This window comes from Vibrio sp. D404a, from assembly GCF_030248535.1.
Lineage (GTDB): Bacteria > Pseudomonadota > Gammaproteobacteria > Enterobacterales > Vibrionaceae > Vibrio.
Window position 1 is genome coordinate 1 of record NZ_JAHGAJ010000037.1, and the last position, 14003, is coordinate 14003.

The following is a 14003-nucleotide window of genomic DNA, read 5'->3' on the forward strand; positions in this document are numbered from 1 at the left end:
CTGAGCTAAGAGCGCACGGTGTTTCACTCTTTCGAATGAAGTTGTGAAATATATCACATTTTGCTTACAACGAAACAAAAAAAAGGCCATCGGCCTGTAATGAATGGCGGTGAGGGAGGGATTCGAACCCTCGATGCAGCTACAAACCACATACTCCCTTAGCAGGGGAGCGCCTTCGGCCACTCGGCCACCTCACCTAATTCATTATTATCGACTCATCAAATGATAAGAAGATAATGGCGCGCTCTGGAGGATTCGAACCTCCGACCGCCTGGTTCGTAGCCAGGTACTCTATCCAGCTGAGCTAAGAGCGCACATATTGTTGTCTAACTTGCTACGTTTAGACTCGCAAGAAATGGCGGTGAGGGAGGGATTCGAACCCTCGATGCAGCTACAAACCACATACTCCCTTAGCAGGGGAGCGCCTTCGGCCTCTCGGCCACCTCACCGTCTTGCGGAGGCACATATTACGTTTTACCGAAAATATGTCAAACACTTTATTGAAAAAAAATGGATAAAAACACTCAACCGTTTGCAATTTAATCAAAGCGCTTGCTATTTGAACTTATTAGTATCAAAAGGCTCTTTTTCCCTTAAAAATTAAGGTGAAAGATTAGCAAGATTACGAGCTGAATTAAGTTATCTAAATTTAAACAATGACATTGTCAGTGCATAAGCAACCATACTACGAGCCTAAAAATTTCGCTACATTTGAATGCAAGAAAAAAGGCGAACTCGTGACACAGATAAAGTGTTTGTCGACGAAAGTGAAATTGCCACGAATGCATTAAGCAATAGCTATCGACTTCCTCTATGAACAGAACTCGGTTTTAAACAGCAGGATCAAAAAAGGCTAGCAACAATGCTAGCCCTTTTTCTACGCGAAGATATTAGTAGTTGCCAGATGCAACGTTACCATTACCTTTTTCAGCTTGAATGCGCATGTAGATCTCTTCACGGTGAACAGATACTTCTTTAGGTGCGTTAACACCAATACGTACTTGGTTACCTTTAACACCTAGTACAGTCACTGTTACTTCATCACCAATCATCAGTGTTTCGCCAACACGGCGAGTCAAAATTAGCATTCTTTGCTCCTTGAGTAATCTCTAAATTTATCTAGCTACGAGAGCATTATCCAACAAAAGTTATATTTTCGTAAACTATCGAATGAGTTTATTTAACCAAAATGCACTTCTTTTTTAAGATAACCCTGTGTTTCACGCGCTACAATGTATGCTTTGTGTAGAATGTTAGCAGCTGTATCGACTTGATCGGGGGAAACCACCAAGGTTAAAGACTGCTGCTGCAATAAGTGATGCTGTACATCAACCTCGCCTTCAGACAACAATCCGTGTGCACTGACCACAATATCTTGTGTTCGACTTCCTACTACAGTTAACAAACTAACCTGTTCACTATTACGGATTTTCTCAGCAAAAACTAGTTTTAATTTCGCACTTGCGTCGCGTTTAATCACGACTGCTGCTCGTTCTGTTTCCTCGATCACACTACACACTTCGATACCCAGCAGTTGCGCCTGAGATATGAGAGACGACAACTCTTGTACTGCGCATTCTATCAGTACCATCTCTTTCTGAATGGCGATGCCGGAGATGTCATTCAAACACTCTTGGCCTTTGATTAAGGTGCCCTCTCCGCTCTCAAAGCTTGATAACACGCGTAGTGGTACCTGATGCTTCCACGCATATTGAACACAAGGAAGGTGCAATACCTTAGCACCACAGCGCGCCATCTCTTCCATTGATGGAAAATCCAACTGAGGTAAACGCTGAGAATCTTTAACAACACGAGGGTCACAAGAATAAACACCGTCCACATCGGTATAGATCTGACACTCTTGCGCTTTTAATGCGCCCGCTAATGCCACTGCACTGGTATCTGAACCACCACGACCTAGCGTGGTAATGTCACCTCGGTTGTTGACGCCCTGAAAGCCTGCAACAATGACGATCTGCCCTTGTTCAAGCAAGGCTTCAATCGGAGCCGTATCAATATGAGTAATGGCTGCATTATTGTGATTAGAATCGGTGTGAATTTTGGCTTGATTGCCTGTCATCGATGTCGCTTCATGACCCAATTTGTGTAACGTCATTGCTAATAAAGCCATGGAGACCTGTTCACCGGCAGTCAATAAGACATCCAGCTCCCTCGCGTTCGGTACGCAATCTATCTGATTGGCTAAATCAACTAATCGGTTTGTTTCTCCTGACATCGCAGAGACCACCACCACGACTTGATTGCCGTCGTTCTTAGCTTCAATGATTTTCTCTGCAACTGAGTGGATTCTCTCGATAGAGCCCACTGACGTTCCACCAAATTTTTGCACGATAAGAGGCATTTTCACCCGTCCTCACCTTCCCAAGACCAATGTCTATATATGACAAAACAACACACTTCACGTCATAGCGAAGTCATAAAAGTTAACCAAGAGGTCGAACGGTTTCTCGGCTTCTTGGTTAACTCTTATAGATTCTGTTTGGTTAACGGTTACAAATTCTAGAAGTTTGAACAATTAACGATGATACAAAATAAAAGATGCCCAATCGGGTGATTGGGCATCTTTGAATCAAGAGATAAGTCTTACAGGCGTTCTTCTAGCCAAGGCTGAACTGACTTCATCGCTTCTGGTAGCGCTGATACATCAGTACCACCCGCTTGAGCCATGTCAGGGCGACCGCCACCTTTACCGCCAACTTGCTCAGCAACCATCTTCACTAGGTCACCCGCTTTTACTTTGCCGATAAGGTCTTTAGTTACACCCGCGATAAGACCAATCTTGTCACCGTTGATGTTTGCTAGCATCACAACGCCGCTGCCCATCTGGTTCTTAGCGTTATCAACCATAGTACGTAGGTTCTTAGGATCTGCACCTTCCATACCAGCGATCAGAACTTTCACGCCGTTGATTTCTTGTGCTTTACCCATGATGTTTGCACTTTCCGATGCAGCCATCTTCTCTTTCAGCTTCTGAATCTCTTTCTCTAGCGCTTTCGCTTTAGAAGCAGATTCTGCAATTTTCTCTTCGTACTTAGCTTGTTGCTCTTCGATAGCATCTAGTGCAGCTTCGCCGGTTACCGCTTCGATACGACGGATACCTGCTGCGATACCACCTTCAGACGTGATCTTAAACAGACCAATATCGCCAGTGTTTGAAGCGTGGATACCACCACAAAGCTCAGTAGAGAACTCGCCCATAGACAGCACGCGAACTTCATCATCGTACTTCTCACCGAACAGTGCCATTGCACCTTTCGCTTTCGCTGATTCGATGTCCATGATGTTGGTTTCAATCACATGGTTCTTACGAATTTGTGCGTTAACTAGACGCTCAACTTCTTTAAGTTGTGCTGGTGTTACCGCTTCAAGGTTAGAGAAATCAAAACGTAGGTTGTCTGGCTTAACCAAAGAACCTTTTTGAGCTACGTGCTCACCAAGAACTTCGCGCAGGGCAGCGTGAAGTAAGTGAGTCGCAGAGTGGTTTAGCGAGATAGCCGCGCGACGCTCAGCGTCTACTTTAGCTTCTACGTTATCGCCTTTCGCGAATACACCTTCAACCAGCTCACCGTGGTGTGCAAATGCATTACCTAGCTTTTGCGTGTCTTCTACTTTGAAAAGACCTGAAGCTGTTTTCAGCGTACCAGCATCACCGCATTGGCCGCCTGACTCAGCGTAGAACGGTGTCTCTTCAAGGATGATGATCGCTTTGTCACCCGCAGATAGTGAAGAAACTTCTTCGCCATCAACAAACAGTGCAGCGATCTCACCAGCGCCTTCTGTACCTGTGTAACCACAGAACTCAGTGTTGGTTTCAACTTTGATTGTTGCGTTGTAATCAGTACCGAATTGGCCTGCTTCACGAGCACGTTGACGTTGAACTTCCATCGCCTTCTCGAAGCCTTCTTCATCAATAGTGAAGTCACGCTCACGAGCTACATCGTTAGTTAAGTCAGCTGGGAAGCCGTATGTGTCGTAAAGTTTGAATACCGTTTCACCGTCTAGCTCTTTGCCTTCTAGTGAATCTAGCGCTTCGTTCAGGATAACCATGCCGCGCTCTAGCGTGCGACCGAAGTTCTCTTCTTCAATGCGAAGTACTTTTTCAACCAGCTCTTGCTGCTTCTTCAGCTCGTCTGCCGCAGAACCCATTACTTCAGCCAGTACACCCACAAGTTTGTGGAAAAATACGCCTTGCGCACCCAGCTTGTTACCGTGACGAACAGCACGACGAATAATACGACGTAGAACGTAGCCACGACCTTCGTTTGAAGGCATAACGCCGTCAGCGATCAGGAATGAACAAGAACGGATGTGGTCAGCAATAACACGTAGTGACTGGTTAGATAGGTCTTCGTAACCGATCGTTTCCGCTGTTGCTTTGATTAGCTTTTGGAATACATCGATTTCGTAGTTTGAGTGTACGCCTTGCATGATTGCAGAGATACGCTCAATACCCATACCTGTATCAACAGCAGGCTTAGGTAGCGGTTCCATTGTGCCGTCTGCGTGACGGTTGAACTGCATGAATACGTTGTTCCAGATCTCGATGAATCGGTCACCATCTTCTTCAGGTGTACCAGGACGACCACCCCAGATGTGTTCGCCGTGATCGTAGAAAATTTCAGTACATGGACCACAAGGACCTGTGTCACCCATTGTCCAGAAGTTATCAGACTCGAACTGTTTACCGCCTTCTTTGTCGCCGATGCGAACGATACGGTCAGCAGGCACGCCTACTTTTTTGTTCCAGATATCGAATGCTTCGTCATCTGTCTCGTATACCGTTACCAGTAGACGATCTTTTGGCAGTTGAAGAGTTTCTGTTAGGAATTCCCAAGCAAACGCAATCGCGTCTTCTTTGAAGTAATCACCAAAGCTGAAGTTACCTAGCATTTCAAAGAATGTGTGGTGACGAGCCGTAAAACCAACGTTTTCTAAGTCGTTATGTTTACCGCCAGCACGTACACAACGCTGAGCCGTAGTCGCTCGAGTGTAGGCACGCTTTTCGGCGCCTAAGAAGCAATCTTTGAATTGGTTCATACCTGCGTTAGTAAATAGCAGGGTTGGATCGTTATGTGGAACTAACGATGAACTGTCTACGATTTGGTGTCCTTTGCTCTCAAAGAACTTAAGGAACGCGTTGCGAACCTCATCAGTGCTCATGTACATGCAGCTCTTCCTGAAAATAGTCGAGTTAGAATTTTGCCGTATTGTAGATCATGGTTAAGGCTTCGACTAGTTTTCTTGTACAAAAGAGCCGTTAGGATGGAATTTTGGTGGGAATTCTTCAAAATCGAGAGTCATTGCCATCTGTTTTATTTTCTCAAGCTGTTTAAGTGACGTTAATAACAGTTTTAAATTCACTCAGCTTTGATTGCGCATCGTCGAAGCCAACAGATTGTGAAAAGTCCAATTCTACATCGATGTGCTGCTTAGCAAGAACCACTAAGACGGCACGGTCATTATCGTCCAATGACTTGATGTTTGCAGACAGCACTTTGACTAGGCTTTGCAGCACGTCCAGCTGAAAGGATTCAATCGACGTCATCGTTCGATACTCCTCGAGTAAATGGGTCGCCAACTCAGCGTCTTTTTTCTTAATCTTTGACATTCTCTTACCTATTCACAAAAAATTAATAACTTAACTATCAGTAACCTCAAATCGTGGGAAAAATTTATCACTCGATATAACACCAAGACACAAACCTCTCTCGAACCAAAATGTCATGACGGATAAAACATCACACCTTACTAAGGTGTTTCATTGTGATTAATTCTGCACGAAGAAAAGTACGACATAGGATCTTGTTTTCCCGTTCTCAGAACAGCAATAAGGGAAACAAATCCCTAGCAAGATATGACAGTCAATAACAACACAACAGTAAGCAAAGCTAAGTAAGACAAAGCCAATAAATCTCAGGCAGCAGCAACTTTTTGGGTAGTGACGAAGAAAAAGCTTCTTAGGGTATAGGGGAAGAAATAGCAGCTAAAAGTAACAGGGAAGAAATAGCAGCTAAAAGTAACAGGCACAAAAAAGCCCCGCATAAACGAGGCTTTCAACATCATTGCTGCTGGTAAATTACAGCTCTTCTTGTGGCATTTCGCCTGTCTCTGGCTCTTCAGGCTGAGCTGGAGTCAGTAGCATTTCACGAAGTTTAGCATCGATAGTTTTCGCTGCTTCTGGGTTCTCACGAAGGAATTTACCCGCGTTTGCTTTACCTTGGCCAATCTTATCGCCATTGTAGCTGTACCAAGCACCTGCTTTTTCGATTAGCTTGTGCTTAACACCTAGGTCAATCAGCTCACCTTCACGGTTAAAGCCTTGGCCGTATAGAATTTGAGTTTCAGCTTGCTTAAATGGTGCTGCAATCTTGTTCTTAACTACCTTGATACGCGTTTCGTTACCTACGATCTCGTCACCTTCTTTGATAGAGCCAGTACGACGGATATCAAGACGAACAGATGCGTAGAACTTAAGTGCGTTACCGCCAGTCGTTGTTTCTGGGTTACCAAACATCACACCAATCTTCATACGGATTTGGTTGATGAAGATACACATACAGTTAGACTGCTTCAGGTTACCCGTTAGCTTACGCATTGCTTGAGAAAGCATACGTGCTTGAAGACCCATGTGGCTATCGCCCATTTCACCTTCAATTTCTGCTTTTGGTGTTAGTGCTGCTACTGAGTCAACAACAAGAACGTCAATGGCGCCAGAGCGTGCTAGAGCATCACAGATTTCTAGAGCTTGCTCACCAGTATCTGGTTGAGAAACAAGAAGCGCATCGATATCAACACCTAGCTTTTGTGCATAGATAGGGTCTAGTGCGTGCTCCGCATCGACGAATGCACACGTTTTACCTTCACGCTGAGCTGCTGCGATAAGCTCTAGTGTTAGTGTTGTTTTACCTGATGATTCTGGACCGTAGATCTCAACGATACGACCCATTGGTAGACCACCAGCACCTAGTGCGATATCTAGAGATAGCGAGCCAGTAGAAATCGTTTCTACATCCATTGTGCGGTTGTCACCAAGACGCATGATAGAGCCTTTACCAAACTGCTTTTCAATCTGACCAAGGGCTGCGGCTAACGCTTTTTGTTTATTCTCGTCCATTACTATCTCCACATAATCGGTTGTCTATAACAAGCGATTTAGAATCTGTTTCTAACCCACATAGGGGTGACTAATTGGTGTTTATTATACTGTTGATTCATACAGTGTCCATACCTGTATGAAAATTATTTGTACAATTGTTACTTCTCTTCCAACAGGTAATCATAAATAACCTCAAGCGCACAGGCGGTCGCTTGTTGTCGTACTTGTGATCGATCACCCGCAAATACATGCGTTTCTACTTTTTGCCAGCCACTCTTACCCACCCATGCAAAACATACAGTACCCACCGGCTTTTCTTCACTGCCGCCTCCAGGGCCTGCAATTCCACTGATCGAGACAGCAATGCTGCCATTAGAGTTTGCCAGTGCGCCCTGAGCCATCTCAATCACCACTGGCTCACTGACAGCACCATGCGCTTCTAAGGTCGATGCTTGAACACCAATCATCTCTTGCTTAGCCTCATTGCTGTAAGTGATAAAAGCGCGATCAAACCATGCAGAGCTGCCTGCAATATCGGTGATTGCACTCGCCACACCACCGCCAGTACACGACTCCGCCGTGACAAGTACGTGCTGGGTTTGCAATAACAGCTGACCGAGCTTTTCGCTAAGTTCTTGAATCGATGACATGGTGACAAACTCCTTTGTTTCTACATAGTTTCTGCATGAGTGAATTTGGATCTTTATCGCTTGGGCGACTTTTCGCAGGTATCGCTTTCACGTATCCTAAGCCGCAATAGAAATAAACGAAAGAAGTTAACAGTGAAAGCCGATCAAAAACATACTCCCATGATGCAGCAGTACCTAAAACTCAAAGCAGAGAATCCAGAGATCCTGCTTTTCTATCGCATGGGAGATTTCTACGAGCTTTTCTATGATGATGCCAAAAGAGCCTCTCAACTCCTTGATATTTCCCTAACCAAACGTGGCTCATCTGCTGGCGAACCTATCCCAATGGCAGGCGTGCCGTTTCATGCTGTAGAAGGCTACCTCGCTAAACTGGTTCAACTCGGTGAATCTGTGGCGATCTGCGAACAAATCGGTAACCCTGCGACATCGAAAGGTCCAGTAGAGCGTGCCGTTGTTCGTATCGTGACACCGGGTACCGTCACTGACGAAGCCCTTCTTTCTGAGCGCGTTGATAATCTGATTGCTGCGATTTATCACCACAACGGCAAGTTTGGTTACGCGACTCTCGATATCACTTCTGGCCGCTTCCAACTGTCGGAGCCTGAGACTGAAGAGTCAATGGCAGCTGAACTGCAACGCACTTCACCGCGTGAGCTTTTGTTTCCAGAAGACTTTGAACCTGTAGAACTGATGGCAAGCCGCAGTGGTAACCGTCGTCGCCCAGTGTGGGAGTTTGAACTCGATACCGCGAAGCAACAGTTGAACAAACAGTTCGGTACTCGCGACCTTGTCGGTTTTGGTGTAGAACATGCCAAGCTTGGTCTATGTGCTGCGGGTTGTTTGATCCAATATGTAAAAGATACCCAACGTACCGCTCTGCCGCATATTCGATCACTGACTTATGATCGCCAAGATCACTCTGTGATCTTAGATGCAGCAACTCGTCGCAACCTAGAGATCACTCATAACCTCGCAGGTGGCATCGACAACACATTGGCAGAGGTACTCGATCACACCGCAACGCCAATGGGCAGCCGTATGCTCAAGCGTTGGTTACATCAACCGATGCGTAATATCTCAGCTCTCGATCAACGCCTAGATGCGATTGGTGAGATGAAAGATCTCGCTCTGTTTACAGAGCTACAACCGACACTAAAACAGATTGGTGATATTGAGCGTATCCTAGCTCGATTAGCTCTTCGCTCTGCACGTCCGCGTGATATGGCACGCCTGCGCCAAGCGATGGACTACCTTCCAGAGCTAGCCGATACTCTAGAGCAAGTTTCTCACCCATATCTGAGCCAACTTGCGCAATACGCCGCACCTTTTGAAGAGGTGTCCGAGCTGCTGACTCGTGCAATCAAAGAGAATCCACCGGTTGTGATTCGCGATGGTGGCGTGATTGCGGCTGGCTACAGCGCAGAACTGGATGAGTGGCGTGATCTTGCAGATGGCGCGACGGAATACCTAGACAAACTCGAAGCGGAAGAGCGTGAACGCCACGGGATTGATACACTAAAAGTTGGCTACAACAACGTACACGGCTTCTTCATTCAAGTGAGTCGTGGTCAAAGCCATTTGGTTCCACCTCATTACGTTCGCCGTCAGACGTTAAAAAACGCGGAACGCTACATTATCCCTGAGCTAAAAGAGCATGAAGACAAGGTTCTCAACTCTAAATCGAAAGCGCTAGCGATCGAGAAGCAGCTTTGGGAGGAGCTATTTGACCTATTGTTGCCACACCTAGAGCAACTGCAGAACATCGCCTCTTCAGTATCGCAACTAGACGTTCTACAAAACCTTGCTGAGCGCGCTGACACCTTAGATTACTGTCGCCCTACTCTAAATAAAGAGCCAGGGGTACATATTCAGGCGGGTCGCCACCCGGTAGTTGAACAGGTGATGGATGAACCTTTCATTGCCAACCCGATTGACTTGAATGATCAACGTAAGATGCTGATCATCACGGGTCCAAACATGGGTGGTAAGTCGACCTATATGCGTCAAACCGCGCTAATCGCACTAATGGCTCATATTGGTTGTTACGTTCCTGCAGAGAGTGCAACCATTGGTTCTATCGACCGTATCTTCACTCGAATCGGTGCATCAGATGATCTGGCATCTGGCCGCTCAACCTTCATGGTAGAGATGACAGAAACAGCAAACATTCTGCACAACGCAACGCCGAGCAGCCTGGTTCTAATGGATGAGATCGGCCGTGGTACCAGTACCTACGATGGTCTATCGCTGGCTTGGGCAAGTGCAGAATGGCTAGCTAATCAGATAAATGCGATGACACTGTTTGCGACTCACTACTTCGAACTAACTGAGCTGCCAAACCAGATCCCAACCTTGGCGAATGTTCATTTGGATGCGGTAGAGCACGGTGACAGCATTGCCTTTATGCACGCAGTTCAAGAGGGTGCAGCGAGCAAATCTTACGGTCTTGCAGTAGCTGGACTAGCGGGTGTACCAAAGGCCGTGATTAAGAATGCACGAGCTAAGCTAACCCAGTTGGAAGCGCCAAGCGCAGAGACACCAACAGCTAAACCAAGTGGTGTCGATATTGCGAATCAACTTAGCCTTATCCCAGAGCCAAGTGAAGTAGAGCAAGCGTTAGCAAACGTAGATCCAGACGACCTAACACCACGTCAGGCGTTGGAAGAGTTGTACCGCTTAAAGAAACTTCTTTAGTCACAAATAAGTTTTTCTAACCTCGATAAAAACAAAAACGCTGACATTAAGTCAGCGTTTTTTATTGGTCATTTCTAGGCCTAGACTAGTCGTTCTCAACGTTAAACAGGTTTTCCATATTCAAGCCTTGCTTGATTAGGATCTCTCTTAAGCGACGTAGGCCTTCTACTTGAATCTGACGAACACGCTCACGAGTTAGGCTGATCTCACGACCGACTTCTTCTAGAGTCGATGGCTCGTAACCAAGAAGACCAAAGCGGCGTGCAAGCACTTCTTTCTGCTTAGGATTCAGTTCATCTAACCAGTAGATCAGTGATGTTTTGATATCGCTGTCTTGAGTAGAAACTTCTGGGTCTGAGTTGTTTACGTCTGGAATGATATCCAATAGTGCTTTCTCGCCATCACCACCGATTGGTGTATCGACTGAGCTTACACGCTCATTTAGGCGCAGCATTTTGCTCACATCACTTACCGGTTTATCTAGCTTGGTCGCGATCTCTTCTGCCGTTGGTTCATGGTCAAGCTTTTGCGACAGCTCACGAGCGGTACGCAGGTAGATATTAAGCTCTTTCACTACATGAATTGGTAGACGAATAGTACGTGTTTGGTTCATCAAAGCACGCTCGATCGTTTGACGGATCCACCATGTCGCGTAAGTAGAAAAACGGAAGCCACGCTCTGGATCGAATTTTTCAACCGCACGAATAAGACCCAAGTTGCCTTCTTCAATAAGGTCAAGCAGGGCTAGGCCGCGATTGCTGTAACGACGAGAAATTTTAACCACAAGACGTAGATTACTTTCGATCATGCGCTTACGAGCTGCTTCGTCACCACGTAGGGCACGACGAGCATAAAGCACTTCTTCTTCTGCGGTTAAGAGTGGTGAGAAGCCAATTTCACCCAGATACAACTGCGTTGCGTCTAGGCTTTTCGAAGTCACTTCGACTTCTTCTTTTACTTCTGCTTTTTTAGTGACGGTTTGTTCACCTTGCTCAACGTTTGCCAACTCCGTGGTCTCTTGATCAAGTTCGAACTCTTCTTTAATAACTGCATTGCTGATACTCATAACGCCTCCCCCTGGCGATATTAGCAAGACATTACAACTTCAAATGTCGCTAAATGACTATGTCACTGATACAAGGTCGTTGCGACGCTTGTATTTAAGGTAAATAGCGCTTTGGATTGACTGATTTACCTTGGTAACGAATCTCAAAGTGTAGCCGAACGCTTTTGGCTCCAGAACTTCCCATTGTCGCAATTTTCTGTCCTGGTTTAACACTTTGCCCTTCAGATACTAATAGTCGGTCGTTATGCGCGTATGCACTTAAGTAGTTATCATTATGCTTTACAATCACGAGATTGCCGTAGCCTCTGAGTGCATTCCCCGAATAAACAACCGTTCCCCCTGCAGTAGATACGATAGGCTGACCGCGCTGTCCTGCTATGTCGATGCCTTTATTTCCTTGTTCACCTACAGAGAAATTCTTGATAACTCTCCCTTTAGTTGGCCATAGCCATTTCGATACTTTACCGTTAGTTGGCTTGCTGGCGGTTGTAACATTCTGTTTACCTTTAGAACCAACATACTCCTTTGGCTTCGATTGTTCAACCTTCTTTGGTGGATCTTTTTTAACCGTTTTCGCCGTTGACTGCACAGGTGCCGGTTTAGAGTTTTTGCTCTTCGCTGGTTCCGCTTTGGTAGCCGCAGGTTTTGATGCTTTCGCCGTCGAGGTGCTTGATACACTCGCAACCGGTGCTACGGGTGTTGGCTTAGGTGCAGGGGTCACACTGGCAACCGCAGCTGCTTTTCCATAGGCTGGCGCTTTGTAGGATGGACGCCACAGCTTAAGCTTCTGTCCTGGGTGAATGGTATAAGGCGCAGCAAGATCGTTGTAATGAATCAAGTCATTCACATCTTTGTTGGTCAGATAGGCGATAAAGTAGAGGGTATCGCCCTTCTGAACCTCGTAGTAACTACCGCGATAACTGCCACGTTCAATGGTTGAATAGTCTTTGTTTAGGCTTGCAACTGGTGCAGGAGAGTGTGCCGCGCACCCTGCCAGCACACAACTCAACAATACAGCTATCCCTTTTGAAAACTTTGAACGCATTCAGTTGTTATCCATTACACCAATAATTTGATTACGCGAGTTCACCCGGGACCAAAGGAACAAAGCGTACCATCTCGATTGTCTCTGATAGGTACTGATTCCCTTGGCGGGTAATTTTTAGCAATTGTTGCTCATCATCCCCAACCGGGATCAGCAAACGTCCACCGTCAGCAAGCTGCTCTAAAAGCGCTTGAGGAATAGACTCTGCCGCAGCTGTTACGATAATGGCATCAAACGGCCCTTTCGCAGACCAGCCTTGCCATCCATCCCCATGTTTCGTGGAAATGTTATAGAAATCAAGCTGCTTAAGTCGTCTCTTTGCATCCCATTGTAGCGATTTAATACGTTCAACAGAATAAACGTGATCAACCAACTGAGCTAAGACTGCTGTTTGATAGCCCGAGCCTGTTCCAATCTCTAAGACGCGGCTAGTCTGTTGAAGTTCCAACAATTCCGTCATTTTCGCCACTATATATGGCTGAGATATCGTCTGCCCTTGGCCAATCGGCAGTGCATTGTTGTCATAGGCTTGGTGATACATTGCCTGCGACAAGAAACTTTCTCTTGGCAAACAAAAGATCGCATCCAGAACCCTTTGGTCACGAATACCACTCTCGATCAGAAAGCTGACTAAACGGTGTGCATGAGGGTTAGTCACTGGCGCTCTCCTAGCCACTCTGTCATGGCTCCCAAAGATTCATGGGCGGTAAGATCCACCTGCAATGGCGTCACAGAGACATAGCCATGTTCAATCGCATAGAAATCTGTTCCCTGACCGGCATCTTGCTCTTTACCTGGAGGGCCTAACCAATAGATATCATGTCCCCTTGGGTCTTTCTGCTTGATCATATCTTCAGAGTGATGACGAGCACCAAGGCGCGTCACCTGTGTTCCCTTAAGATCATCAAATGCAACGTCTGGAACATTAACGTTCAACAAACGATTGGTTGGGATTGGTCGAGCTAAATGCTGTTCAACGATTTGGCGTGCAATAAGAGCGGCTGTATTAAAATGTTGCTTGCCCACCAAAGAAAATGCCACGGACTGAACACCCAAAAAGTGCCCTTCCATCGCAGCCGCGACCGTACCCGAGTACAACACATCATCACCCAGATTTGCCCCGTGGTTAATACCAGTAAGCACCAGGTCCGGCATGTCATCTTTAAGCAGTTCATTCAGAGCAAAGTGGACACAATCGGTCGGTGTACCTTGCACTGAATAGGTATTAGCTGCGATTTCTTGAACACGCAAAGGCTGCTCAAGCGTTAATGAATTCGACGCACCCGAGCGATTTCGGTCGGGTGCAACGATAATAACTTCAGCAAGATCGCGCAGCTCATTCGCCAGAGCATGAATACCCTGAGCATGAACGCCATCATCGTTGCTGAGTAAGATCTTCATTCTGTATCCTTTCTTATCTTCGTCCAAGTT

The 14003-nt window shown here is 46.1% G+C and carries 11 protein-coding genes and 3 tRNA genes; 1 reads left to right on the forward strand and 13 read right to left on the reverse strand.

Going from position 1 to position 14003, the window contains the following annotated elements; genetic code table 11:
• Nucleotides 1-104: 104 nt before the first annotated feature.
• The 9 genes from KI655_RS19755 to pncC all read right to left on the reverse strand — a co-directional run bounded on the left by KI655_RS19755 (nucleotide 105) and on the right by pncC (nucleotide 7767).
• Nucleotides 105-197: transfer RNA gene (locus KI655_RS19755), tRNA-Ser, on the reverse strand.
• Between the two features lie 40 nt (nucleotides 198-237).
• Nucleotides 238-314, reverse strand: a tRNA-Arg gene (locus KI655_RS19760).
• Nucleotides 315-356: 42 nt separating this feature from the next.
• Nucleotides 357-449 (reverse strand) — tRNA-Ser (locus tag KI655_RS19765).
• Nucleotides 450-890: 441 nt separating this feature from the next.
• Nucleotides 891-1088: a carbon storage regulator CsrA gene (gene csrA, locus KI655_RS19770; RefSeq protein WP_004415691.1), complete on the reverse strand. Its 198-nt coding sequence runs from the start codon at nucleotides 1086-1088 to the stop codon at nucleotides 891-893.
• Between the two features lie 92 nt (nucleotides 1089-1180).
• Nucleotides 1181-2362, reverse strand: coding sequence for an aspartate kinase (locus tag KI655_RS19775; protein ID WP_285408190.1), 1182 nt, complete (start codon nucleotides 2360-2362; stop codon nucleotides 1181-1183).
• Nucleotides 2363-2604: 242 nt separating this feature from the next.
• Nucleotides 2605-5187 (reverse strand): alanine--tRNA ligase, encoded by a 2583-nt coding sequence (alaS, locus tag KI655_RS19780; RefSeq protein ID WP_285408114.1) that lies wholly within the window; start codon nucleotides 5185-5187, stop codon nucleotides 2605-2607.
• Nucleotides 5188-5350: 163 nt separating this feature from the next.
• Nucleotides 5351-5629: a hypothetical protein gene (locus KI655_RS19785; RefSeq protein ID WP_285408115.1), complete on the reverse strand. Its 279-nt coding sequence runs from the start codon at nucleotides 5627-5629 to the stop codon at nucleotides 5351-5353.
• 468 nt (nucleotides 5630-6097) lie between these two features.
• Nucleotides 6098-7135, reverse strand: a complete 1038-nt coding sequence (recA, locus tag KI655_RS19790) for a recombinase RecA (RefSeq protein WP_032549782.1) — start codon at nucleotides 7133-7135, stop codon at nucleotides 6098-6100.
• A gap of 140 nt (nucleotides 7136-7275) precedes the next feature.
• Entirely contained in the window at nucleotides 7276-7767 is a 492-nt protein-coding gene (gene pncC, locus KI655_RS19795; RefSeq protein ID WP_285408116.1) for a nicotinamide-nucleotide amidase, read from the reverse strand.
• A gap of 132 nt (nucleotides 7768-7899) precedes the next feature.
• Here pncC and mutS point away from each other — a divergent pair, with 132 nt between their 5' ends.
• Nucleotides 7900-10461, forward strand: coding sequence for a DNA mismatch repair protein MutS (gene mutS / locus KI655_RS19800; protein ID WP_285408117.1), 2562 nt, complete (start codon nucleotides 7900-7902; stop codon nucleotides 10459-10461).
• An 85-nt stretch (nucleotides 10462-10546) separates the two neighbouring features.
• On the opposite strand, the gene rpoS is transcribed toward mutS, so the two are convergent.
• The 4 genes from rpoS to surE all read right to left on the reverse strand — a co-directional run bounded on the left by rpoS (nucleotide 10547) and on the right by surE (nucleotide 13973).
• On the reverse strand, nucleotides 10547-11527 hold the full coding sequence (rpoS, locus tag KI655_RS19805; protein WP_239841227.1) for an RNA polymerase sigma factor RpoS: 981 nt from the start codon (nucleotides 11525-11527) through the stop codon (nucleotides 10547-10549).
• A 94-nt stretch (nucleotides 11528-11621) separates the two neighbouring features.
• Complete coding sequence (locus KI655_RS19810; RefSeq protein WP_285408118.1) at nucleotides 11622-12572, reverse strand: peptidoglycan DD-metalloendopeptidase family protein; 951 nt, start codon at nucleotides 12570-12572, stop codon at nucleotides 11622-11624.
• A 31-nt stretch (nucleotides 12573-12603) separates the two neighbouring features.
• A complete protein-coding gene (locus tag KI655_RS19815) occupies nucleotides 12604-13230 on the reverse strand; it encodes a protein-L-isoaspartate(D-aspartate) O-methyltransferase (RefSeq protein WP_285408119.1) in 627 nt (208 codons plus the stop codon).
• A complete protein-coding gene (gene surE, locus KI655_RS19820) occupies nucleotides 13227-13973 on the reverse strand; it encodes a 5'/3'-nucleotidase SurE (RefSeq protein ID WP_285408120.1) in 747 nt (248 codons plus the stop codon). Before surE ends, KI655_RS19815 begins: the two co-directional genes overlap by 4 nt.
• Between the last annotated feature and the right edge of the window lie 30 nt (nucleotides 13974-14003).